Here is a 20,941-nt window from a genome sequence, read left to right as displayed (position 1 = left end):
GGATGACGGAATTCACCCCCAATGAAATGATGACGATCGCCGCCGCGCGCGAGCTCTCCAATGACGACGTCTGCTTCGTCGGCATCGGCGCGCCATCGGCCGCCTGCAACGTCGCGCGGCTGACGCATGCGCCGGATATCACCTTGATCTATGAAAGCGGCACGGTCGGCACGAAGCCGGATGTGCTGCCGCTGTCGATCGGCGACGGCGAGCTCTGCGACACGGCGCTTTTCACCGTCTCGGTGCCGGAAATGTTCCGCTACTGGCTGCAGGGCGGCCGCATTACCACCGGCTTCCTGGGCGGCGCCCAGATCGACAAATTCGCAAACCTCAACACTACGGTGGTTGGTCCTTACGACCGTCCCAAGGTGCGCCTTCCGGGGGGCGGTGGTGCGCCGGAGATCGCGTCGAATTGCGGCCGCATCTTCATCACCATGGCGCTGACGAAGCGCGGCTTCGTCGAGACATTGCCCTTCGTCACCTCCATGGGCCAAGGCGAAGGCGGCAACCATCGCGAGCGGCTCGGCCTCACGACGAAAGGGCCGACGCGCGTCATCACCGATCTCTGCATCCTGGAACCCGATCCGGAGACGAAGGAGCTGACCGTCGTCTCCGTCCATCCTGGCGTCAGCCGCGAGCAGATCATCGCAAATTGCGGCTGGCCGATCAAATTCGCCGCAAGCGTCATCGAGACGCCGGTGCCGACGGAAACGGAACTTGCGGTGCTGCGCGACATCAACGCCCGCACGAAAAAGGCCCATGAAGGCGCCGGCACGGGAAAGGAGGCCGCCTGATGCGCGAGGCCTATATCTGCGATTATATCCGTACGCCGATCGGCCGCTTCGGCGGTTCGTTGGCCATGGTGCGCGCCGACGATCTCGGTGCCATCCCGCTGAAGGCGCTGATGGAACGCAATGGCGCGGTGGATTGGCAGGCGGTCGACGACGTGATTTTCGGCTGCGCCAACCAGGCGGGCGAGGACAACCGCAACGTGGCGCGCATGTCGCTGCTGCTCGCCGGTCTCCCGGTCTCCGTTTCCGGCACGACGATCAACCGGCTTTGCGGCTCCGGCATGGACGCGGTGATCGCCGCCGCCCGCGCCATCAAATCCGGCGAGGCGGAGCTGATGATCGCCGGCGGCGTCGAATCCATGTCGCGGGCGCCCTTCGTGCTGCCGAAGGCCGAGAGCGCCTTTTCGCGCCATGCGGAAATCCACGACACGACGATCGGCTGGCGCTTCGTCAATCCGCTGATGAAGGCGCAATACGGCGTCGATTCGATGCCGGAGACCGGCGAAAACGTCGCCGAAGATTATCACGTCTCCCGCGAGGACCAGGACGCTTTCGCGCTCAGGAGCCAGGCGAAAGCCGCCGCCGCGCAGGAGAACGGCCGTCTCGCCCGGGAAATCGTCCCCATGACGATCCCGCAGAGAAAGGGCGAGCCGGTCGTCGTCGAGAAGGACGAGCATCCGCGCGCCACGACGATGGAGGCGCTCGCCCGATTGAAGGCGCCGTTCCGCGCAGGCGGCTCCGTGACCGCCGGCAACGCCTCCGGCGTCAATGACGGGGCGGCGGCGCTGCTCATTGCTTCGGAAGAGGCTGCGAAAAAGCACGGCCTGACCCCGATCGCCCGCATTCTCGGCGGGGCGACTGCCGGCGTGCCGCCCCGCATCATGGGCATCGGGCCGGCGCCCGCCTCTCAAAAGCTCATGGCGCGGCTCGGCATGACAGAGGACCAGTTCGACGTCGTCGAGTTGAACGAAGCTTTTGCGAGCCAGGGGCTGGCGGTACTGCGCGAGCTCGGCATCGCCGACGCCGATCCCCGCGTCAACCGCAATGGCGGCGCGATCGCCCTCGGCCATCCGCTCGGCATGTCGGGCGCCCGCATCACCGGCACGGCAGCGCTGGAACTGGGCGAAACGGGCGGTCGCTATTCGCTCTCGATGATGTGCATCGGCGTCGGCCAGGGCATCGCGGTTGCATTGGAGCGGGTGTAGCGCAGTCTCAGCCGAGGTTCACTGTTCAGTGATTGTTGGCCCGCGATGGCCCCTCCCACAAGCACGAGTGTTGCTACTAATTCTATTTGGCAATGCGGAAATCCCTCGGCGCCTCAATGGAGGACGCGTCTTCGCTCGCGACCGTGGAAACGGACGCACCCGGCGGTCCTTCCCAGAAGCGCTGCAGCATTGTGCCGACTGCGCCTTCCGGCCCGGCGATCAGCGCCGTGACGGACCCGTCCCTTTCGTTGCGCACCCAGCCGCAGAGGCCGAGCCTCTTCGCCTCGTCATGCGTCCAGACTCGGAAGCAGACGCCTTGCACGCGCCCGGTAATTCGCACCAGAGCCGCTTTGCGATTCTCCGCCATTGCCGCCTCCTGAGACACGTTTGAATCCGAATCTGGCGCAGGCCGCATTGAAAGCAAGCGGCGCAATTGTGGCGAAAGCTCCACCTCTGGCCCCTACTCATCCAGCAGAGCGATCCTGCGACATTTCGCCACCGTGGAACAAATATTTCATCAAGGGTCTTGCGGATGTTGCGGCGCAACATTATTGTATGACTTAACGATAAAGCACTCCTCCTCCCAAGCTTTGTCGTAGGATCGGCAACCCTCCTCCTCCCAAGTTGCCGATCAGGATCGAAAGCCCGGCGTACCTCCTCCCACGCCGGGCTTTCTCTTTTCCGGCCGTTGCCGTTCCACAGCAAATTTGGGAACATTTCCGGAGATCGGGCATCCAATCCGCGATAAGGAGCCCATCATGCCGATCGCTGAAACCCGTCACTCCGTGAAACACCCGCCGTCGGCGGAGGATATTGAAAGCTTGCGGGCGATCATGCAGGCGCATAATCGCACGCTCTACCGCATCGCCCGAAGCATCCTGCGCAACAACAACGACGCAGAAGACGTGCTGCAGGAGGCCTATGTCCGCGCCTTCACGCGTCTTGCGGATTTCCGGGGCGAATCCACGGTCGCAACCTGGCTTTCGCGCATCGTCATCAACGAAGCCCTGGGGCGCCTGCGCAAAAGCCGGCGCCAGGCGAAGCTCGCCGATGAAGTGCGGCATTCGCACCGGGCGGAAATCATTGCCTTCCCCCTCAATGCAACCACCCCGGAAAAGATGATGGCACAGCGACAGATCCTCGACCTTGTCGAAAGGCTGACCGACGAGCTTCCGGATACCTATCGGACCGTCTTCGTCCTACGGGTCATCGAGGGGCTGAGCAACGAGGAAACCGCCGGCTTGCTCGACCTGCGCTCGGAAACCGTGCGTACAAGGCTGCATCGGGCGCGGCATCTCCTGAAGGAGAAACTGGAGCGTCAGATCGGCCCGGTCCTGCTCGACGCTTTTCCCTTCGCAGGCAAGCGCTGTGAACGGCTGACAGCGGCCGTTGTCGCCCGCCTCACCCATCTGTCAGCAGAAAGCGGCACAAACTAAATTTTGGGGAACGTTTCGACCCTGGAAGCATCAAAAGCGCGTCAGTTCAACATCACGCTTCGATCTTTGGGGAAAGGAACATCCCATGACCATAAGAATGACGGCGGCCGCAGCCGCAACCGCGCTCCTGTTCGCGGCCCATGGCGCGCTCGCCGCAGACAAGCCGACGGATCCGCAAATCGCCCACATCGCCTATACCGCTGGCCTGCTCGACATCGAAGCGGCGAAACAGGCGATTGCGACGTCGAAGAACAAGGCCGTCGTCGAATTCGCCGAGGGCATGGTGCGCGATCACGAGGCGGTCAACAAGCAGGCGCTCGACCTGGCCAAGAAGCTGAACGTCACGCCCGAAGACAACGACACGAGCAAGGCATTGTCGCAAGCGGCGGAAGAGAAGCGCCAGGAACTGGCGAAGCTTTCCGGCGCGGCGTTCGACAAGGCCTATGTCGAGAACGAGGTCGCCTATCACCGCCAAGTCAACGGCGCGCTCGAAACGCTCTTGATCCCGTCTGCGCAGAACGGCGAGCTCAAATCGCTGCTCGAAACCGGGCTGAAGCTGTTTCGGGGCCATCAGCAACACGCAGAGCATGTCGCGACGGAACTGAAATGAGCACGCCCGTCTACCAGGCAGCTCTTGCCACTCTGCTGCTGGGAGCGGCCGCCGCCGCTCCGGCAGAGGCGAAAACCATTCGGGTGACGGTCGACCGGCTCGTCTACACACCCGCCGATATCGAGGCGAAGGTGGGCGACGTGATCGAGTGGGTCAACAAGGATCCGCTCGTTCACACCGCAACCATCAAAGGGGGTGCGGATGTGGAACTGCCGGCCGAGCAATCGGGCCGCCTCCTGCTGCAGGAAGCGGGCAGCTTCGACTATATCTGCCGCTATCATCCGAACATGAAGGGTCACATCAACGTGCGGCCCTGATCCGCCGCCGGCCGGACTTCCCGCCGGCCGGCTGCAAACAAAACCGCTCAATGAAGCCCGAGGAACTGCTTCAGTTCCGGCGTCTGCGGATTGGTGAAGACCTCCCCGGGCGGGCCGGCCTCGTGCACACGCCCCTCATGCATGAAGACGACGCGCGAGCAGACGTCGCGGGCGAACTTCATCTCGTGCGTCACCATCAGAAGCGTCATCCCCTCGGCGGCAAGCTCGCGCACGACTGCCAGCACCTCGGCAACCAGTTCCGGGTCGAGCGCCGAGGTGATCTCGTCGCAAAGCAGCGCGATCGGCTGCATGGCGAGCGCCCGGGCGATCGCAACACGCTGCTGCTGGCCGCCGGAGAGCTCGTCCGGATAGGCATCGAACTTCTGGCTGAGGCCGACGCGCTCCAGCATCTTGCGCGCCGTCGCCTCGGCGACAGGCCTCGGCGTCTTCTTGACGACCATCTGCGACAGCATGACATTGCCGCCAACCGTCAGATGCGGGAAGAGATTGAATTGCTGGAAGATCATGCCGACCTTCAGCCTCAGCGCCTTCAGATGCACCTCGTCATCCATGAGCTGGGCGCCGGCGACCGAGATCGAGCCCTTGCTGATCGTCTCCAGCCCATTGATGCAGCGTAATAGCGTCGACTTACCCGAGCCGCTTTTGCCGATGATGGCGATCACCTCGCCGGGTTCGACATCGAGATCGATGCCCTTCAGGACCTCGTTCGACCCAAAGCTCTTGCGGACGTCAGTGATTTCGATGAGCGACATTGAGCTTCCTTTCGAGGATCTGGCTGCTCTTGGAGAGCGGCCAGCAGAGCGCGAAATAAATGAGCGCAACCAGGCCATAGACGGTGAAGGGCTGGAAGGTGGCATTGGTGACGACGGTGCCAGCCTTCGACAGTTCGACGAAGCCGATGATCGAGGTCAGCGCCGTGCCCTTGATCACCTGCACGGAGAAGCCGACCGTCGGCGGCACGGCGATCCGCATGGCCTGGGGCAGGATGACGAAGCGCATCTGTTGCAACCGGCCCATGCCGAGGCTGGCGGAGGCCTCCCACTGTCCCTTGCCGATCGCCTCGACGCAGCCGCGCCAGATCTCGCCCAGGAAGGCGGCTGTCCAGAGGATCAGCGCCAGCCCCGCCGCAAGCCAGGCCGGCACGTCGATGCCGAAGAGTCCGAGGCCGAAGAAAGCGATGAAGAGCTGCATTAGCAGCGGCGTGCCCTGGAAGAGCTCGATGTAGTACTTCGCGAAAGCCCGCGCCGATTTCCGTTTGCTGATCCGCAGGAAAAGCAGGACCAGCCCGACGATGCCGCCGCCGACGAAGGAGACGAGCGACAGGACGACCGTCCAACGCGCGGCGAGCAACAGGTTGCGCAGAATATCCCAGGTGGTGAACTCGATCATCGCGCCGCCCTCTTTGGAAAGATGGCCCAGCCGACCATCGCCAGCAGCTGCCGGAGCAGGATCGCCAACAACAGGTAGACGGCGGTCGAGACGATATAAGCCTCGAAGGCGCGGAAGGTCCGCGACTGGATGAAGTTGGCGGCAAAGGTCAGGTCTTCGGCGGCGATCTGCGAGACCACGGCCGAGCCGAGCATGACGATCACGACCTGCGAGGAGAGCGCCGGCCAGATGCGCTCGAGAGACGGTACGAGCACCACATGGCGGAAGGTCTCGAAGGGGCTCATCGCGAGGCTTGCGCCCGCTTCGAACTGTCCCCTCGGCGTCGCCTGGATGCCGGCCCGGATGATTTCCGAGCTGTAGGCCCCGAGATTGACGACCATGGCAAGGTTGGCCGCCTGGAGTTCGCCGAGCTGCAGCCCGAGCGACGGCAGGCCGAAGAAGATAAAGAAAAGCTGGATCAGGAAGGGCGTGTTACGGATCAGCTCGACATAGGCGGCGACAACGGGCTTCAGCCAGGCCGGGCCGAGCGCGCGCACCCAGGCGCAGACGATGCCGAGCGAGATGCCGGCGACGCCGCCGACGGCGATCAGCTCGATCGTGATCGCAATGCCCTTGACGATCTGCGGGTAATATTCGAAGAGCCAGCCGAAGTCGAATTGGTAATTCAAAGGCGCACTCCTGTTGCGGCGGGCGAGCGCGCCATCCGGGATAGCCGGATGGCGCCTGTGTTGGACGAATCAGAGATCGGCAGGCAGGTCCGTGCCGAGCCACTTCTGAGCGATGGCGTTCAGGCTGCCGTCCGCCTTGGCGGCGGAAATGATGCCGTTGACCTTTTCAAGTAGCGCCGGCTGCTCCTTGGACAGTCCGATGTAGCAGGGCGAGTTCTTGATCAGGAACTTGAGCTCCGGCCGCTTCGGCGGGTTCTTGGCAAGGATCGCCGCGGCGACGACATTGCCGGTCGCGACCGCCTCGACCTGGCCCGAGAGGAAGGCTGAGATCGTGCCGTTATTGTCCTCGTAGCGTTTGATGACGGCGTCGGCCGGCGCGATCTTCGTCAGTTCCAGGTCCTCGACGGCGCCGCGGGTGACGCCGACGGTCTTGCCCGTGAGTTCCTCGGGCTTGCCGAGCGCGACTTCGGCCGGCGCGAAGACGCCGTTGTAGAAAGGTGCGTAAGCCGTCGAGAAGTCGATGACCTTTTCGCGATCTGGATTCTTGCCGAGGCTCGAAATGACGAGGTCGACCTTGTTCGTCTGCAGATAAGGAATGCGATTGGCGCTGGTGACCGGCACTAGCTCTACCTTCACGCCCATCTTCTCGGCGATCAGGTTCGCCATGTCGATGTCGTAGCCGACCGGCGCCATGTCCGGGCCGACGCTGCCGAAGGGCGGGAAGTCCTGCGGCACGGCTACCCGCAACGTGCCGCGCGCCTCGATGTCGCCGAGCGCATCGGCCTTGGCGACGGAGCCGAAGCCGATCGTGGTGGCGATGGTCGCCACGGCGACGAAAAGTCTTCTGGAAAGCATCGGGTCATTCTCCTCTGTTGGTTTCATGGTTTGGTTTTGTGGGTTGCATTCGGCACCTGCGGCGGCAGGGACAGCGACCGCCTCAGATCGGCAAGCGGGTCGGGGCGCCGCGTCAAGTCGAGCCCCGTCTCCACCTCGTCCAGATGCTCGACGGCAAGCGCCGCCGCCTTCTCGAAATCGCCCTCCTCCATCGCCGTGACGATGCGGCAATGCCCGAGATGCGATTGCATGGCGTGGAAATCGGACTGGTAGATGAGAGAGATGAGGATCGTGCGCGCGGTGAGGTCGCGCAATATCTCGACGAGAATCGGATTGCCGGAGAGTTCGGCGATGCGGATGTGGAAATCGCCCATCAGGCAAGTGAGGCGCTGGCGGTCGCCGGCGGCGATCGCCGCTTTCTCCTCGGTGAGATGCGCATGAAGCGTCTCACGGCCAATGTCAGAGAGATGGTTCATGCTGGCGAGCAAACCCGCCTCGATCACCCGGCGCGCCGCATAGACGTCGGTCGCCTCCTCGGCCGACGGCTCCACCACGAACCAGCCGCGCCGCGGGCTGACCTTGACGATACCGCGCTGTTCAAGCCGCATCATCGCTTCGCGTACGCGCGTGCGGGAAACGTTGAAGAGGCTCGCGACCTCATTCTCGCTCAGCCGCGTGCCAGGGCGGATGCGCGCAGAAAGGATGCCGGAAACGACGGCCTCGTCGATGCTGACCTGAGCGGACTCTTGTGACGACAAATCTTGCATACAAGATGGGTAAGCAAGCGGCGTGCCAAAATCGTCAGCTGATCTTTATCAAGGACTTGCGCTCTGCCATGGCCGTTATCGGCAATGGATTTGCACAATTGCCCATTTTTTCATCAGAAACGAAGGTATGGCGGCAAGGCAGCCATGTTGCCGTAAGAGCAATCAGGGGACGGGCGCAGTACCCCCCTCTGGCCTGCCAGAGGGGGTGGCGGTTGCCGCAAGCTCTATGTCGCTGCCAACCTTGAGCGTGTGCCCGAAGCCAACCCGCCCCTCAATCCATGTCGTCGCCGCTCGCATGGTCGCGATTTCCATAGATGATCTCGCGCTTGCCGACATGGTTGGCCGGACCGACGAGGCCGTCCTTCTCCATGCGTTCGACGAGCGAGGCGGCGCGGTTGTAGCCGATGCCGAGACGGCGCTGGATATAGGAGGTGGAGCACTTCTTATCCCGCAGCACGACCTTGACCGCCTGCTCGTAAAGCTCGTTGCCGTCTTCCGCGGCGATCGCGCTCTTGTCGAAGACGGCCCCCTGGTCCTCCTCGGCCTCCTCCTCCTCCTCGTCGGCGGTCACGGTCTCGAGATATTCCGGCCGCCCCTGCGTCTTCAGATGCGCGACCACATGCTCGACTTCCCGATCGGAGACGAAGGGGCCGTGGACGCGGGCGATACGGCCGCCGCCGGCCATGTGCAGCATGTCGCCCTGGCCGAGGAGCTGTTCGGCGCCCTGCTCCCCGAGAATCGTGCGGCTGTCGATCTTCGAGGTGACCTGGAAGGAGATGCGCGTCGGGAAATTCGCCTTGATCGTACCGGTGATAACGTCGACGGAGGGACGCTGCGTCGCCATGATCAGGTGGATGCCGGCGGCACGCGCCATTTGCGCGAGGCGCTGGATCGCGCCTTCGATTTCCTTGCCGGCGACCATCATCAGATCGGCCATCTCGTCGACGATGACGACGATATAGGGCATCGGCGCGAGATCCATCTCCTGCTGCTCGAAGAGCGGCTCGCCGGTGCCCTTCTCGAAGCCGGTCTGGACGGTGGCCATGATCGCCTCGCCCTTGTCGCGCGCGGCCGCCGCCCGCTGATTGTAGCCGTCGATATTGCGAACGCCCAACCGCGACATCTTGCGATAACGATCCTCCATTTCGCGCACCGCCCATTTGAGTGCCATAACGGCCTTCTTCGGATCGGTGACGACGGGCGTCAGAAGGTGCGGGATGCCGTCATAGACCGAGAGCTCCAGCATCTTCGGGTCGACCATGATCAGCCGGCATTCCTCGGGCTTCAGCCGGTAAAGCAGCGACAGGATCATGGTGTTGATCGCCACCGACTTGCCCGAGCCGGTGGTGCCGGCAACGAGCAGGTGCGGCATCTTGGCGAGCTCGGCAATCACCGGCTCGCCGCCGATCGTCTTGCCGAGGCAGAGCGCCAGCTTGCAGCCGGTCTTGCGGAAGTCGACGGATTCGATCAGCTCGCGGAAATAGACGGTCTCGCGCGTCGCATTCGGCAGCTCGATGCCGATGACGTTGCGGCCGGGAACGACCGCGACGCGCGCCGAGAGCGCCGACATCGAGCGGGCTATGTCGTCGGCGAGATTGATGACGCGCGAGGACTTGACGCCCGGTGCCGGCTCGAATTCGTAGAGCGTGACCACCGGGCCGGGGCGCACATGGATGATCTCGCCTTTGATGCCGAAATCCTCGAGCACGCTTTCAAGTAGCCCGGCATTCTGCTCGAGTTGCTCCTGGGTCATGAAGAAGCCCTGGCCTTCCGGCGGCTCCTGTAGCAGGTCTTCGGACGGAAACTGGTAGGCATCTTCCACCTCGACGCGTCCGATCGGGCCAAGGCCGGAAGCGGCACGCTGCACGACGGCCGGCATGGTAACCGCCGCCTTGACGGCCACCGGCTGCGCTTCCTCGATCGGTTCGGCGACGGGCTCCTGCCGCACGGTCTGCGCCTGGCCGGGCGCCGCCGGCACAATTTGAGCCGCCGCCTCAACGGCCTGCGTCGGGGGGGCCGCGCGCTTAGGCGAAGGCACCGGTGTCTGTTTGGGTCGGCGGCACTCGACGACGCGGAAAAGCGACGTGATCGCCGTTGGCGGCGGGCCGGCTTCCGCCGGCTGCACGGCTACGGGGCGCGGCTCTGCGGCGACCGCCGCTGGTTCGGCGATCGCTGGGCGCACCGCTTTCGTGGTGCTTTCCGCCGGCTCCGGCGCCATTTCCAAAGGCATGAATTCAAAAAAGGCAAAATCGGAGAGATAGGAGAGACGCGCGCGACTTCCTGGCGCAGGGGCGAGGCCAGGATCCCTATCCGCCACAGAGTCCGCGGCGATGCCCGGCTCGATCGGGTCAGGCGCGGATGCTGCAGTCTCTTCGGTCTTCCCGCCAGCCGGCTCCCCTGGGGCGGTCGCGATTTGCGGCCCGGGAACCACCGCGTCCTCAGGCGGCGACTGCATGGACGACCAATGGGGGAGTTGTTTCATCAGAACACGGAGGAGCTCAGAGGGGCTATGAGCCGGCGCTTCCGTCTCGCTTCCGACTGGCGCTTCGTCCTGATGCGCGCCAGCGACCAGGGCCGGCTCGGCCGCCGCGGTATCGGGAGCATCATTGGCGGCAACGCCAATGTCCCGAGGTTCGTCCTCGCGCTCTTCGACCGCGCTTTCCTCGGCCGGCGCCCGACGCTTCATGAACTCGCGCTCTGGCGTGCGGGTGAAACGGACATTGGGCGAGAGGAAGAAATGGCTCTCCCAGCTCGGCCCTTCTGCCTGGCCGGTGATGTCGGCAAGGGTCGGCAGCGGATCGCGCGTGGAGGCGGTCACCTGCGCCGGCGCATAGGCGGAGCCGTGCCCGTAAAGGCGTGCCGCCCGACTCACGTAACCCACGTCGTCGGCCTCGCGGCCGCCCGCCCGACCTGGTGCTTCGGGTGCCTCGAACAGGTGATCGTGGGTGGCCGCAGCCGGATGAGAGTCCAGCTCGCCTGGCGTCTCCGGACGCGGATCGTCAAAGTCGTCCGCCTGATTTGCCTCATGCAAAGCTGCCGTCGAAAAGTTTGTCCGGGGTATACGCATGGCCTGAAAACTCGAAATTCATTATCGAAGGGGCTGTCCCTAGCGAATAGAAAATGAAGGTTAACAACTTACTTCCGGGAGGCTCGCCAGACGGGTCGGGCGGCGACCCCAGGACCTCTCCTCTGGCGCCCGACGCGTCATGCGCGGCCGGAATTTACGGGGTTCGCGCCACGTCGGTCGGCGGTCGGGTCCGTTCATCAATTTCTGTTTCAATGGGGGAAAAAATTCCGCTGCCCGGGCGATCCAGTTCCAAGGCGCCGGACGGCAGCTTGTGGCGCCAGTGGATTCATTCTGGTGGCCATGCTGCACCTCCACAACGGCGCCTTCGCTGGGCCGCATGCAGTTGCGACTGTGTGGTTAGGCACGACGTCGAGGACCAGACCGGTCCCGCGGGAATGTTGCTGCCGCGAGTCCCGGCAAGACATTCTCAGCAATCATTCACAAGCCCCGCCTTTGTAAGGCGCCAGGTTTCGAATGCTCCACCTTTCGCCCGCGGCAGCCCCGGCAAGGCGTTCAGAACGAGAGTGGCATCGCGATGGCCGCTTTCAAGGCGTCGTTCGACCGAGCGCTGCGAATAATCAAACGCCTTCAGCGCTACTTCTCGACCGTCACCGGTATAACATACATGGATGAGCCTGATCGCCGATGCATCGCCGGGCTCCCGTGAATGCCGAACTTGCAGGTCGTGGATCGCATGCTTCGATTGGCAGGCGAACAGCAGATCCAGCGAACGCGCCAAAGTTCCTTCGAGCGACGCGGGAATGCCACCGCTTTGAGGCGCCATATCGAAGCAGAGACAGGTTACGTCTTCTTCGGGCAGTTCGGAGAACAGCGCGCGCAATGGCAGATTGCATGAAACCCCGGCATCAACCAGGGTCCGCCCTGCTACGGTCACCGGTGGAAATGCCACCGGCATAGCCGCACTTGCCATAATGTGATCGACCTGCAGCACCTGCTGGCGGTTGTCGAAAACGACGTCTTCGCCAGACTCTATATCGACGGCAGTTGCGATGAGCCGCACGGAACCTTGGTTGAGATAGTCGAAGTCGATCAACCTCAATAGCGTCTCGCGCAATGGAGTCGTGTCGAATAGCCGCACGTCATTGGGCGCGGCGGGCAAGGCGGACCACAATCCCGGCAAAGCGGGATGGAAAAGTCCGGGCCGTCCGGCCAGAAGAGTCTGAAGCGCAGCCATCTGCCTCTGGTATCGCAGTTCTGGAAGGAGCGCCCAATCCCGGACGCCATGGCCGGCAAGGGACCAGAACTCGTGCAACCGTTCGAGACGTTTCTCTCGAGGATTGCCAGCGATGATCGCACCCGTTACCGCGCCGACGGAAGCTCCGGCGATACATAACGGTTCTACTCCGTTTTCATGGAGAGCTTGGTAGGAGCCTGTCTGATAGGCGCCGAGCGCATTGCCGCCTGAAAGGCAAAGCCATACGCGCTCTGGCTTTTCGGCCGGTTCGGGGGCTGAGCTTGTTGCCGTCAATCGCTCGAGCCTTCGACCGGATCTTCGTTCCTATTTTCGCCAAGAACCATGGGTTCCTCCTCGACGTGCAGAAACAACGGGTAGCGTTGCGACCCCAACGCTGACGCGTCGACAGGGGCCCGTGCACCGGAGCTGCGTTACGCGACATCGGTTCGACGTGCCGACAGGCAAGCCAGCCAAACAGACCAGCGACGCCGATCGTTGCGATCCGGCGAACAATGGTACGCGTTTGTGTCCGTGCCGTTGGCACCTGCAACGCGTCGACCTTCGGCCACATGACATGGATGTACCCATCCGGCTCAGCCGCAAGCGTCTTGTCCTCGGTATAGACCTCAAGCATGATGCCGGGCATCGGCCGATCGCCGCTGCTTACCGCGACCAAGTGGCGTATCCGAACGGATGCCGTCGCCCGAGCAGAGACGTGGTCGCCACTCCTGTGAGAGCGTCGACAAGCGCCGCTTGTTAACCTAATCTTTCAGCCGTAGCTTTGTTCCTAGCCGCGCGTCAGACCGGCAAGCCGGTCTGTTTCCGCAAGCTCTTGTCGAACGCGGACTCGGGGACGAAACGACGCAGCAATCGGCTTGGCCGGCCAGTTTCCCTGCGGTGTAACGTCTTTTCGGCGCCTCAGCGGTGGCCGCTTTGACAATGGTCTCTGCCACGACCTCGGGGTCGTCGCCTGCTTCGACGCTCTTGCGCATCTGCACTTCCATGTCAGCGCGCACCGCATCGTAGACAGCAATGGAGCGATCCGGCTTGATAGTGTTCTGCTCGAAGGCGGTGCGGGTATAGCCGGGCTCGACCAGCGCCACCCGAATTCCGAATGTCCGCAGTTCGTGATCAAGCGATTCGGAGTAGCCTTCGACGGCATGCTTGGTCGAGGCACAGAGAGCATTGTAGGGCGACGGGATCAATCCCAGAATGGAACTGAGGGTACGGTTCCACCGACCTTCGCCGGCAGGTCTCCCACCATTTCGTCCGGAAGCCGCCGGATCCCCGAATGGCCGGACAAGAGCCGAGACCAGGAAGTCGCCACGCTGGCTCCAAGGGGGCTGACTGCTCCCATGCCTGTGATAACGATCCGCCGCATTTATCCTCCTGTTGATTGCGGCACGCCGCTAGAACCGCTCGGCTCCGCCCGTGGTTGGCGCAGCGCGACCGGCGGGAAAACCAGAAGGGCAAGCGCCGAACGGGTGGTCAGGACGGCAAGGGAAACAGAGGACGGAAACGGCAGGGCGCTGACGAAGGACGCGCCGATCGCGGCGCAGCCCATCTGCAGGAACCCGAGCAGCGCGGCTGCCAGCCCAGCTGCGCGGTTCGGCCGGACGCATCGTTATTAGCGCGCTCCCAGCCCTGCATCGCCTGCAGACGCTGCCGTCAGCACGCTTTCAGCCGCCGCCTTGAGGAACCGCTTCGACATCTGCTCGTCGTTCACGGCGCGCGAGAGGAGCACCGCACCGACCATCGTCGACAGAATGGCCATGGCTTTCCCGCCCGGCTCCTCGCCGTCGGCCGCGCCAATCCAGTCACCGAGTTTCTCAAGATATTCCCTGATCCCGGCTTCGAATGACGCCTTCACGTCGACGCCTTGCCTCGCCGCATCCGAGCCCAGCGCAACGACCGGGCAGCCGTCCATCTTTTCCTCTCGATGTCCCATGCTGAGATAGAACGCGACCACCGCACCAAGCGGGTCCTGCGGATTGGCCGCGGCAGCAGCGGACCATCGACGAAGGGCACTCTCCAGGGCGCGCCTGGACGCCTGCGCCGCCAGATCGTCCTTGGAGTCGAACTGCTTGTAGAATCCACCTTGGGTCAGGCCGGCTCCCTTCATCAGATCCTTGAGGCCAATGCCATCAAAGCCGTGCTCTCGAAAAAGCCTGCTCGCCGCATCGATAACCGCTTCGCGATTTGCCTCCGCCCGGGCTCGACTAACTCTCATGATCGACCTCGCAATTAGATTTCACTTGACATCTATACCACGGATAGATTTAGATCGCAATCTAATTTGAGGCAGCGACCGTCAACAAGGGTCATCTGACATGAACCGCAAATTTCTCTTCACATCGATCAGCCTCATGGCTGCAGCCGGGGGCGCGGCGTTCGCGTTCGTTTTGGAAACACCTGCACGAGACGCGGAGGCTGCGGATCCCCGCGTCGTGTCGCCGCTTGTCATGGTCGTCGAAGCGACGAAAGCGGAAAGCTCCGAGCGGGCCTTCACAGGTACGGTCGCCGCGCGGGTTGTGAGCAATCTTGGTTTCCGGGTGCCGGGGAAGATCACTGAGCGCCTTGTGGATGTCGGTGAACAGGTGAAGGCGGGCCAGGCGCTGCTGCAGATCGATGAGACCGATCTCCGACTTGCGCTCACCGCCAAACGCAATGCTGTCGCTGCGGCACAGGCCGTTCTGGTTCAGGCGCGTGCGGACGAGCGGCGCTATGCTGTCCTGGTGAAGAATGGACTGGCGGCAACGCCGCAACGTTACGAGCAGGCGAAGACGGCGCTCGACACCGCCATGGCGCAGCTTGCCGCCGCGGAAGCGGAAGCGAAGGTCGCAGAGAACGAGGCGACCTATTCCGTCCTGGTTGCGGATGCGGATGGTACGGTGATCGACACACTCGGCGAGCCCGGTCAGGTCGTGGCCGCGGGTCAGACGGTGGTTAGACTTGCCCACGCCGGTCCCCGAGAGGCAGTGGTCGCGCTTCCCGAGACGCTGCGGCCGGCGATCGGCTCGGTGGCCGAGGCCAGCCTGTATGGCGGCGACGAGCGTGGCTACACGGCACGTCTGCGGCAACTATCGGACTCCGCCGATCCCCAGACGCGTACCTACGAGGCCCGTTATGTCCTCGAAGGCCGGGCCGCGGCAGCACCGCTCGGCGCCACGGTTACCATTCGGATTGCCAATCAGATGAACCAGCCGGAAGTCCAGGTACCGCTCGGAGCCGTGCTCGACGACGGCGAGAAGACCGGCGTTTGGGTGGTGGATCGCGCCAATTCGACCGTACACTTTCGCCCCGTCAAACTTGTTCGCGTGACCAGCGAGACCGCGATGATCTCCGGATTGAATTTCGGCGATCCGGTTGTTTCGCTCGGGGCCCATCTCCTGCAGGAAGGCGCTCGCGTCCGGACTGCTCCTGAGGGGAGTAACTGATGATGAGCCTCAATCTTTCCGCGATCGCCGTTCGCGAACGTGCCGTCACCCTGTTCTTCATCCTCCTGCTGGTGGCCGCCGGCGCCTACGCCTTTCTCATGCTTGGACGGGCGGAGGATCCGAACTTCACCATCAAGACCATGACGGTCACGACGGCCTGGGCGGGCGCGACGGCACGCGAGATGCAGGACCTCGTCGCCGAACCGCTGGAAAAGCGGCTTCAGGAGCTGACCTGGTACGACCGGGTGGAGACGACCACACGATCAGGCTATGCGTATATGACCGTCACCCTGAAGGACAGCACACCGCCGTCCCTCGTGCAGGAGGAGTTCTACCAGGCTCGCAAGAAGCTCGGGGATGAAGCCCGCAAGCTGCCGTCCGGCGTCTTCGGACCGTTCGTCAACGACGAATATTCGGACGTGAGCTTCGCCCTCTATGCCCTGAAGGCCAAGGGCATGCCGATGCGTGAGCTGGCGAGGCAAGCGGAAGTGATCCGCCAGGACCTCCTGCACGTGCCCGGCGTCAAGAAGATCAACATCCTCGGTGAACGCCCCGAACAGATATTCGTCGAGTTTTCCTACGCCAAACTGGCAACCCTCGGCGTCTCGGCACAGGATATTGTTGCCGCCTTGCAGCGGCAGAACACGGTCACACCGGCGGGCTCGATCGACACACAGGGACCACAGGTCTTCATCCGGGTTGACGGCGCTTATGACAGTGTTCAGGCGATTGCCGACACGCCGATCGCCGCTGATGGGCGGACGCTGAAGCTCTCCGACATCGCCGAAGTCCGCCGCGGCTACGAGGATCCTCCCACCTATCTGATCCGGCGCCAGGGCGAGCCGACCATCATGCTCGCAGCTGTCATGCAGGAGGGCTGGGACGGTCTCGCGCTCGGCAAGGCGCTGGAGGACAGGACTGCGGCAATCGCATCGGCGCTGCCGCTTGGGATGACGCTCGACAAGGTGACCGACCAGGCCGTCAACATCACCTCGGCGGTCGACGAGTTCATGATGAAGTTCGCCATGGCGCTCGGCGTTGTGCTGGTGGTAAGCCTGCTCAGCCTCGGCTGGCGAGTCGGAATTGTCGTGGCGGCCGCCGTCCCGCTGACGCTTGCCGTCGTCTTCCTCATCATGCTCGAAACCGGCCGGTTCCTCGACCGCATCACGCTCGGCGCGCTCATCCTGGCGCTCGGCCTTCTCGTCGATGACGCCATCATCGCCATCGAGGTGATGGTGGTGAAGATGGAAGAGGGCATGGACCGCATCAAGGCGGCGGCCTATGCGTGGAGCCACACCGCGGCGCCGATGCTGTCGGGAACACTCGTGACGATCGCCGGCTTCCTGCCGGTCGGCTTCGCGCGCTCGACGGCCGGCGAATACGCCGGCAACATCTTCTGGGTGGTGGGCTTCGCCCTCATCGTCTCCTGGATCGTCGCGGTGGTGTTCACGCCCTATCTCGGCGTCAAGATGCTGCCCGCGATCAAACCGGTCGAGGGCGGTCACGAGGCGATTTACAACACGCCGAACTATCGGCGTCTGCGACGGCTCATCACCTTTGCGGTGCGCCGCAAGTTTCTGACCTGCGCTGTCGTCGCCATCGCCTTCGCGCTCTCCGTGGTCGGCATGGGCGCCATCAAACAGCAGTTCTTCCCGACGTCAGACCGCCCGGAGGTGCTGGTGGAGGTTCGCCTGCCGCCAGGCGCCAGCATCGAGACGACGACGGCGGCAGTCGAGAAGCTCGAACAGTGGCTGGACAAGCAGCCCGAGGCCAGGATCGTCACGAGCTATGTCGGTCAGGGCGCGCCCCGCTTCTTCTTCGCGATGGCGCCGGAATTGCCTGATCCCGCCTTCGCCAAGATCGTCGTGCTGACCCCGAACGCGGAGGCGCGCGAGGCTTTGAAGCATCGGCTCCGTGAAGCGGTATCGCAGGGGCTTGCACCTGAGGCCTATGTACGCGTCACGCAGCTTGTATTCGGCCCCTACACGCCGTTTCCGGTCGAGTTTCGGGTGATGGGACCTGATCCTGTCCAGCTATACAGCATTTCCGAGAAGGCCCTCGACATCATGCGCGGCGTCCCGGACGTGCGGCAGGCCAACCGCGATTGGGGCAATCGCACGCCCGTGCTCCGCTTCATCCCGGATCAGGAGCGACTGAACCTCATCGGCCTGTCGCCGGCCGAGACGGCCCAGCAACTGCAGTTCCTCCTCACCGGTATGCCCGTGACGCAGGTGCGCGAGGACATTCGCAACGTCCCGCTCGTCGCACGCAGCGCCGGCGACGAGCGGCTGGATCCGACGCGTCTGGCGGATTTCTCATTGATGAGCCGCGACGGCCGCCCCATTCCGCTCGACCAGATCGGCCATTCGGAGATCCGTCTGGAAGAGCCGATCCTGAAGCGCCGCGATCGCACGCCGGTTATCACGATCCGCTCGGACATCAACGAGGCGACCCAGCCGCCGGAGGTCTCAAAACAGATCATGACAGCCCTTCAGCCGCTGATCGCATCGCTTCCGGCCGGCTATCGCATCGAAATGGGTGGATCGATCGAGGAGGCTGCCAAGGCCAATACCGCACTGGGCAAGGTCTTCCCGGCCATGATCGCCGCCATGCTGATCGTCATCATGCTGCAGGTGCGATCCTTCTCGACGATGGCCATGGTCATGCTGACGGCGCCGCTTGGCCTTGTCGGCGTCGTGCCGATGCTGGTCACCTTCAATCAGCCCTTCGGGTTCAACGCCATCCTTGGCCTCATCGGACTGGCGGGCATCCTGATGCGCAACACGTTGATCCTGACGGAACAGATCAAGGAGAACCGTGCTGCCGGCCTCGATGACTATCACGCCGTCATCGAGGCGACGGTGCAGCGCACGAGGCCCGTGATCCTGACCGCACTTGCCGCCGTGCTGGCCTTCATTCCCCTCACACACTCGGTCTTCTGGGGCTCGATGGCCTATACGCTGATCGGCGGCACGGCGGTCGGCACGGTGCTGATCCTCCTCTTCCTGCCGGCGCTCTACGCGGCGTGGTTCAGGATCAAGCCGACTGCAGACGAGGTCCATGAGGAGCCAACCGAGGAGCCCGAATTGCGAATGGCAATGGCTGCCGAGTAGCGCCTGTCGCGGGCTCTATGTTCAAGCCGTCGCGCGCTGGCCTTGCCGAGGAGGGCCGGCCTCGCGACCGTCAATGCCGCATTGGAGGAGTGAAGGCAGTACGCTATCTCTCGACCTTGAAGGCCGCGTAGCTTCTGGACCTTTCGGCGGACGGAGGCAGTTTATGATCAGACAACTCGCTGACATATATCGTGCCTACTTGGATTGTCTCAATCGGCAGGCCTGGGACGAGCTTGGCCGTTTCGTTGATAACGAAGTCCAGCATAACGGTCTGCTTCTAAGGCTATCGGGCTACCGGAAAAAATGCTGGTGAAGGACTTCGAAAACATTGCCAATCTGCAGTTCAACATTCAACTGCTTGTCTGCGAGCCGCCGCGCCTTGCCGCCCGCCTTTCATTCGATTGCTCCCCGAAAGGCGAGTTTTTGGGCCTGAGCGTCAATGGACATCGCGTGTCCTTCACGGAGAACGTTTTCTACGAGTTCGTCGGATCGAAGATCGGCTCGGTATGGTCGATAATCGACAAGTCGGCGATCGAAGCCCAACTCCCAAAGTAGGAGACAGTTGGGTCTACGACCGCTCTTTGCCCTTCATCGGATCCATGTCCCCTTTGCGTGCCCCTTGGAGGATGTAGTAATATTCCGAGAAGGTCGAACGTGCGGGAAGGGTGATGAATCTGGAAGAGCTCTATAGACTCTTGCGCAATGCCCATGTCCAGGCGCAGGGCATAATCGACACAGTTCCCTATCCCCTGCTGGTGCTTGACCAGAACCTGTGCGTCCAGAGCGGGAGCCGGGCGTTCTTTACGACCTTCAATGTTGACCGCGACGAGACGGTTGGGAAGCACATCTATGAGCTCGGCAACCGGCAATGGGACATCCCTGAGCTTCGCCACCTGCTTGAGGAGGTGATCCCCAAGAGCACGGCGGTGGTGGACTTTGAGGTCGAGCATGATTTCCCGAGCATCGGTCGCAGGACGATGCTCCTCAGTGCGCACCGTCTGTTCCATCCCGACAACAACAGCCGCACCTTGCTGCTCTCAATAGTGGATGCAACAGAGCGACGCCAGCGCGAGGCCGAGAAGGACGTGCTCTTAGGAGAACTCCGGCATCGCATGAAGAATATGCTCGCGCTGGTCCAGGCAATCGCCCGCCAGACAGCCGCCGCGGGCCGCTCCGGCGAGGAATACCGCGACGCTTTCCTCGGTCGGTTCAATGCGCTCGTGCAGGCCTATGATACGGCCTACACGCAAGAAGGCGAGGCCGAGCTTCAGGAGCTGCTCGAGCTAACACTTGAGCCCTATTCAGAACATCCAACCGGGGTTCTCGTCGAACCGGGGCCGCCGGTACCGCTCGCATCGAAGCAAATCATGTCACTGAGCCTGATCCTGCACGAACTCGCGACCAATGCGATCAAATATGGCGCCCTGTCGATACCCGATGGACAGGTTCGCGTCCGCTGGACTGTCGAGGAGGCGAGCGCTCCACATCTACGGCTGGTTTGGCAAGAAACTGGCGGTCCCCCCGTTGCTCCGCCGGGCTCTTATGGGTTCGGCATGCAGCTCATCGAGTTCGCTGTGGGTCGCGAATTGGGCGGCCGGGTGGAACTGAACTATGCACTGGCGGGTTTGGTGGTCGAGATCGTCGCCCCGTTAGGATCGGTCTCATGACACCGAGACTGATCACATGCGCAAGACTGTGCTCATCGTGGAGGACGAGTTCCTGATCGCGATAGATCTCAAGCTGCTGCTTGAGCGCTGCGGTTGGTGCGTTCTCGGACCGGCCGCGGCGGTGGAGGAAGCGCTCGAACTGTTGGACGATGAACTGCCGGCGGTTGCGATTCTCGACGTAACCCTGAGGGACGGCTCGGTAACACGGCTGGCGGAGGCGCTGCGCGAGCGGCACGTACCCTTTGTCGTGGCAAGCGCCTATAGCAGACCGGAACTTATCGGCGGAGAGATTCTCGCCGGCGCACCTAATGTCGGGAAGCCGACCGAGGAGCACCGTCTCCTCGCAGTTCTGGAGCAAATGGTGGGTGCGTGAAATCGCCTGTGGCGCGAGGCTTCGACACTCCGGCAATTGCAATCGTAACTC

Annotated in this window: 18 protein-coding genes and 3 pseudogenes; 10 read left to right on the top strand and 11 right to left on the bottom strand. The window is 63.1% G+C overall.

From position 1 onward, the window contains the following. Positions 1-2 precede the first annotated feature (2 nt). Positions 3-794 carry a CoA-transferase subunit beta gene (locus J2Z31_RS03110; protein ID WP_209600411.1) on the top strand — a complete coding sequence of 264 codons (792 nt, stop codon included), beginning with the start codon at positions 3-5 and terminating at the stop codon, positions 792-794. Then, positions 794-1,996 (top strand): 3-oxoadipyl-CoA thiolase, encoded by a 1,203-nt coding sequence (gene pcaF / locus J2Z31_RS03105; protein WP_209600410.1) that lies wholly within the window; start codon positions 794-796, stop codon positions 1,994-1,996. Before J2Z31_RS03110 ends, pcaF begins: the two co-directional genes overlap by 1 nt. A gap of 82 nt (positions 1,997-2,078) precedes the next feature. Here the strand turns inward: pcaF and J2Z31_RS03100 are convergent, their stop codons facing one another. Continuing rightward, positions 2,079-2,363, bottom strand: coding sequence for an acylphosphatase (locus J2Z31_RS03100; protein WP_209600409.1), 285 nt, complete (start codon positions 2,361-2,363; stop codon positions 2,079-2,081). 391 nt (positions 2,364-2,754) lie between these two features. Between J2Z31_RS03100 and J2Z31_RS03095 the strand changes: the two genes are divergently transcribed. The 3 genes from J2Z31_RS03095 (at position 2,755) to J2Z31_RS03085 (ending at position 4,359) form a co-directional block, all read left to right on the top strand. Next, the gene (locus J2Z31_RS03095; protein ID WP_209600408.1) at positions 2,755-3,432 is read left to right on the top strand and encodes an RNA polymerase sigma factor; all 678 of its coding nucleotides are present in this window, start codon (positions 2,755-2,757) and stop codon (positions 3,430-3,432) included. A gap of 85 nt (positions 3,433-3,517) precedes the next feature. Further along, entirely contained in the window at positions 3,518-4,042 is a 525-nt protein-coding gene (locus J2Z31_RS03090) for a DUF4142 domain-containing protein (protein ID WP_209600407.1), read from the top strand. Next, positions 4,039-4,359, top strand: a complete 321-nt coding sequence (locus tag J2Z31_RS03085; RefSeq protein WP_209600406.1) for a cupredoxin domain-containing protein — start codon at positions 4,039-4,041, stop codon at positions 4,357-4,359. Before J2Z31_RS03090 ends, J2Z31_RS03085 begins: the two co-directional genes overlap by 4 nt. Positions 4,360-4,406: 47 nt before the next feature. Here J2Z31_RS03085 and J2Z31_RS03080 read toward each other — a convergent pair whose 3' ends face one another. The 10 genes and pseudogenes from J2Z31_RS03080 to J2Z31_RS03040 all read right to left on the bottom strand — a co-directional run bounded on the left by J2Z31_RS03080 (position 4,407) and on the right by J2Z31_RS03040 (position 14,530). Further along, positions 4,407-5,132 (bottom strand): amino acid ABC transporter ATP-binding protein, encoded by a 726-nt coding sequence (locus J2Z31_RS03080; RefSeq protein WP_209600405.1) that lies wholly within the window; start codon positions 5,130-5,132, stop codon positions 4,407-4,409. Further along, on the bottom strand, positions 5,110-5,769 hold the full coding sequence (locus J2Z31_RS03075; protein WP_209600404.1) for an amino acid ABC transporter permease: 660 nt from the start codon (positions 5,767-5,769) through the stop codon (positions 5,110-5,112). Before J2Z31_RS03075 ends, J2Z31_RS03080 begins: the two co-directional genes overlap by 23 nt. Continuing rightward, entirely contained in the window at positions 5,766-6,437 is a 672-nt protein-coding gene (locus tag J2Z31_RS03070) for an amino acid ABC transporter permease (protein WP_209600403.1), read from the bottom strand. The genes J2Z31_RS03075 and J2Z31_RS03070 overlap by 4 nt, the downstream gene beginning before the upstream one ends. Positions 6,438-6,506: 69 nt before the next feature. Then, positions 6,507-7,292 (bottom strand): transporter substrate-binding domain-containing protein, encoded by a 786-nt coding sequence (locus tag J2Z31_RS03065; protein WP_209600402.1) that lies wholly within the window; start codon positions 7,290-7,292, stop codon positions 6,507-6,509. Positions 7,293-7,315: 23 nt separating this feature from the next. Then, positions 7,316-8,038 (bottom strand): GntR family transcriptional regulator, encoded by a 723-nt coding sequence (locus tag J2Z31_RS03060; protein ID WP_209600401.1) that lies wholly within the window; start codon positions 8,036-8,038, stop codon positions 7,316-7,318. Between the two features lie 271 nt (positions 8,039-8,309). Beyond that, a complete protein-coding gene (locus J2Z31_RS03055) occupies positions 8,310-11,105 on the bottom strand; it encodes a DNA translocase FtsK (protein ID WP_209600400.1) in 2,796 nt (931 codons plus the stop codon). 427 nt (positions 11,106-11,532) lie between these two features. Beyond that, on the bottom strand, positions 11,533-12,594 hold the full coding sequence (locus J2Z31_RS03050; protein WP_209600399.1) for a patatin-like phospholipase family protein: 1,062 nt from the start codon (positions 12,592-12,594) through the stop codon (positions 11,533-11,535). Between the two features lie 504 nt (positions 12,595-13,098). After that, a pseudogene (locus J2Z31_RS03045) lies at positions 13,099-13,523 on the bottom strand (SDR family NAD(P)-dependent oxidoreductase); the annotation flags it as partial. Further along, positions 13,517-13,681: pseudogene (locus J2Z31_RS29130) on the bottom strand (beta-ketoacyl synthase N-terminal-like domain-containing protein); the annotation flags it as partial. The pseudogenes J2Z31_RS29130 and J2Z31_RS03045, both read right to left, overlap by 7 nt. A 246-nt stretch (positions 13,682-13,927) precedes the next feature. Further along, positions 13,928-14,530 (bottom strand): TetR/AcrR family transcriptional regulator, encoded by a 603-nt coding sequence (locus J2Z31_RS03040; RefSeq protein ID WP_209600398.1) that lies wholly within the window; start codon positions 14,528-14,530, stop codon positions 13,928-13,930. 100 nt (positions 14,531-14,630) lie between these two features. Here J2Z31_RS03040 and J2Z31_RS03035 point away from each other — a divergent pair, with 100 nt between their 5' ends. The 5 genes and pseudogenes from J2Z31_RS03035 to J2Z31_RS03015 all read left to right on the top strand — a co-directional run bounded on the left by J2Z31_RS03035 (position 14,631) and on the right by J2Z31_RS03015 (position 20,890). Continuing rightward, the gene (locus J2Z31_RS03035) at positions 14,631-15,737 is read left to right on the top strand and encodes an efflux RND transporter periplasmic adaptor subunit (protein WP_209600397.1); all 1,107 of its coding nucleotides are present in this window, start codon (positions 14,631-14,633) and stop codon (positions 15,735-15,737) included. A gap of 2 nt (positions 15,738-15,739) precedes the next feature. Then, entirely contained in the window at positions 15,740-18,850 is a 3,111-nt protein-coding gene (locus J2Z31_RS03030) for an efflux RND transporter permease subunit (protein WP_209601046.1), read from the top strand. A gap of 163 nt (positions 18,851-19,013) precedes the next feature. Continuing rightward, positions 19,014-19,405 (top strand): annotated as a pseudogene (locus tag J2Z31_RS03025) (ester cyclase). Between the two features lie 113 nt (positions 19,406-19,518). Next, the gene (locus J2Z31_RS03020; protein ID WP_209600396.1) at positions 19,519-20,517 is read left to right on the top strand and encodes a sensor histidine kinase; all 999 of its coding nucleotides are present in this window, start codon (positions 19,519-19,521) and stop codon (positions 20,515-20,517) included. A 16-nt stretch (positions 20,518-20,533) separates the two neighbouring features. Then, positions 20,534-20,890 carry a response regulator gene (locus J2Z31_RS03015; RefSeq protein ID WP_209600395.1) on the top strand — a complete coding sequence of 119 codons (357 nt, stop codon included), beginning with the start codon at positions 20,534-20,536 and terminating at the stop codon, positions 20,888-20,890. Positions 20,891-20,941: the final 51 nt, after the last annotated feature.

The organism is Sinorhizobium kostiense (genome assembly GCF_017874595.1).
Taxonomy (GTDB): domain Bacteria; phylum Pseudomonadota; class Alphaproteobacteria; order Rhizobiales; family Rhizobiaceae; genus Sinorhizobium; species Sinorhizobium kostiense.
The sequence above is the reverse complement of the archived record's forward strand: the minus strand, read 5'-3'. Positions and strand labels throughout refer to the sequence as shown.

What these genes read in the sequence shown, in the direction of transcription:
- pcaF (WP_209600410.1), top strand. Translation starts at nt 794, where the DNA reads ATGCGCGAGGCCTATATCTGCGATTATATCCGTACGCCGATCGGCCGC.
- J2Z31_RS03080 (WP_209600405.1), bottom strand. Translation starts at nt 5,132, where the DNA reads ATGTCGCTCATCGAAATCACTGACGTCCGCAAGAGCTTTGGGTCGAAC.
- J2Z31_RS03095 (WP_209600408.1), top strand. Translation starts at nt 2,755, where the DNA reads ATGCCGATCGCTGAAACCCGTCACTCCGTGAAACACCCGCCGTCGGCG.
- J2Z31_RS03035 (WP_209600397.1), top strand. Translation starts at nt 14,631, where the DNA reads ATGAACCGCAAATTTCTCTTCACATCGATCAGCCTCATGGCTGCAGCC.
- J2Z31_RS03055 (WP_209600400.1), bottom strand. Translation starts at nt 11,105, where the DNA reads ATGCGTATACCCCGGACAAACTTTTCGACGGCAGCTTTGCATGAGGCA.
- J2Z31_RS03110 (WP_209600411.1), top strand. Translation starts at nt 3, where the DNA reads ATGACGGAATTCACCCCCAATGAAATGATGACGATCGCCGCCGCGCGC.
- J2Z31_RS03100 (WP_209600409.1), bottom strand. Translation starts at nt 2,363, where the DNA reads ATGGCGGAGAATCGCAAAGCGGCTCTGGTGCGAATTACCGGGCGCGTG.
- J2Z31_RS03060 (WP_209600401.1), bottom strand. Translation starts at nt 8,038, where the DNA reads ATGCAAGATTTGTCGTCACAAGAGTCCGCTCAGGTCAGCATCGACGAG.
- J2Z31_RS03020 (WP_209600396.1), top strand. Translation starts at nt 19,519, where the DNA reads ATGAATCTGGAAGAGCTCTATAGACTCTTGCGCAATGCCCATGTCCAG.
- J2Z31_RS03015 (WP_209600395.1), top strand. Translation starts at nt 20,534, where the DNA reads ATGCGCAAGACTGTGCTCATCGTGGAGGACGAGTTCCTGATCGCGATA.
- J2Z31_RS03040 (WP_209600398.1), bottom strand. Translation starts at nt 14,530, where the DNA reads ATGAGAGTTAGTCGAGCCCGGGCGGAGGCAAATCGCGAAGCGGTTATC.
- J2Z31_RS03030 (WP_209601046.1), top strand. Translation starts at nt 15,740, where the DNA reads ATGAGCCTCAATCTTTCCGCGATCGCCGTTCGCGAACGTGCCGTCACC.
- J2Z31_RS03075 (WP_209600404.1), bottom strand. Translation starts at nt 5,769, where the DNA reads ATGATCGAGTTCACCACCTGGGATATTCTGCGCAACCTGTTGCTCGCC.
- J2Z31_RS03065 (WP_209600402.1), bottom strand. Translation starts at nt 7,292, where the DNA reads ATGCTTTCCAGAAGACTTTTCGTCGCCGTGGCGACCATCGCCACCACG.
- J2Z31_RS03085 (WP_209600406.1), top strand. Translation starts at nt 4,039, where the DNA reads ATGAGCACGCCCGTCTACCAGGCAGCTCTTGCCACTCTGCTGCTGGGA.
- J2Z31_RS03090 (WP_209600407.1), top strand. Translation starts at nt 3,518, where the DNA reads ATGACCATAAGAATGACGGCGGCCGCAGCCGCAACCGCGCTCCTGTTC.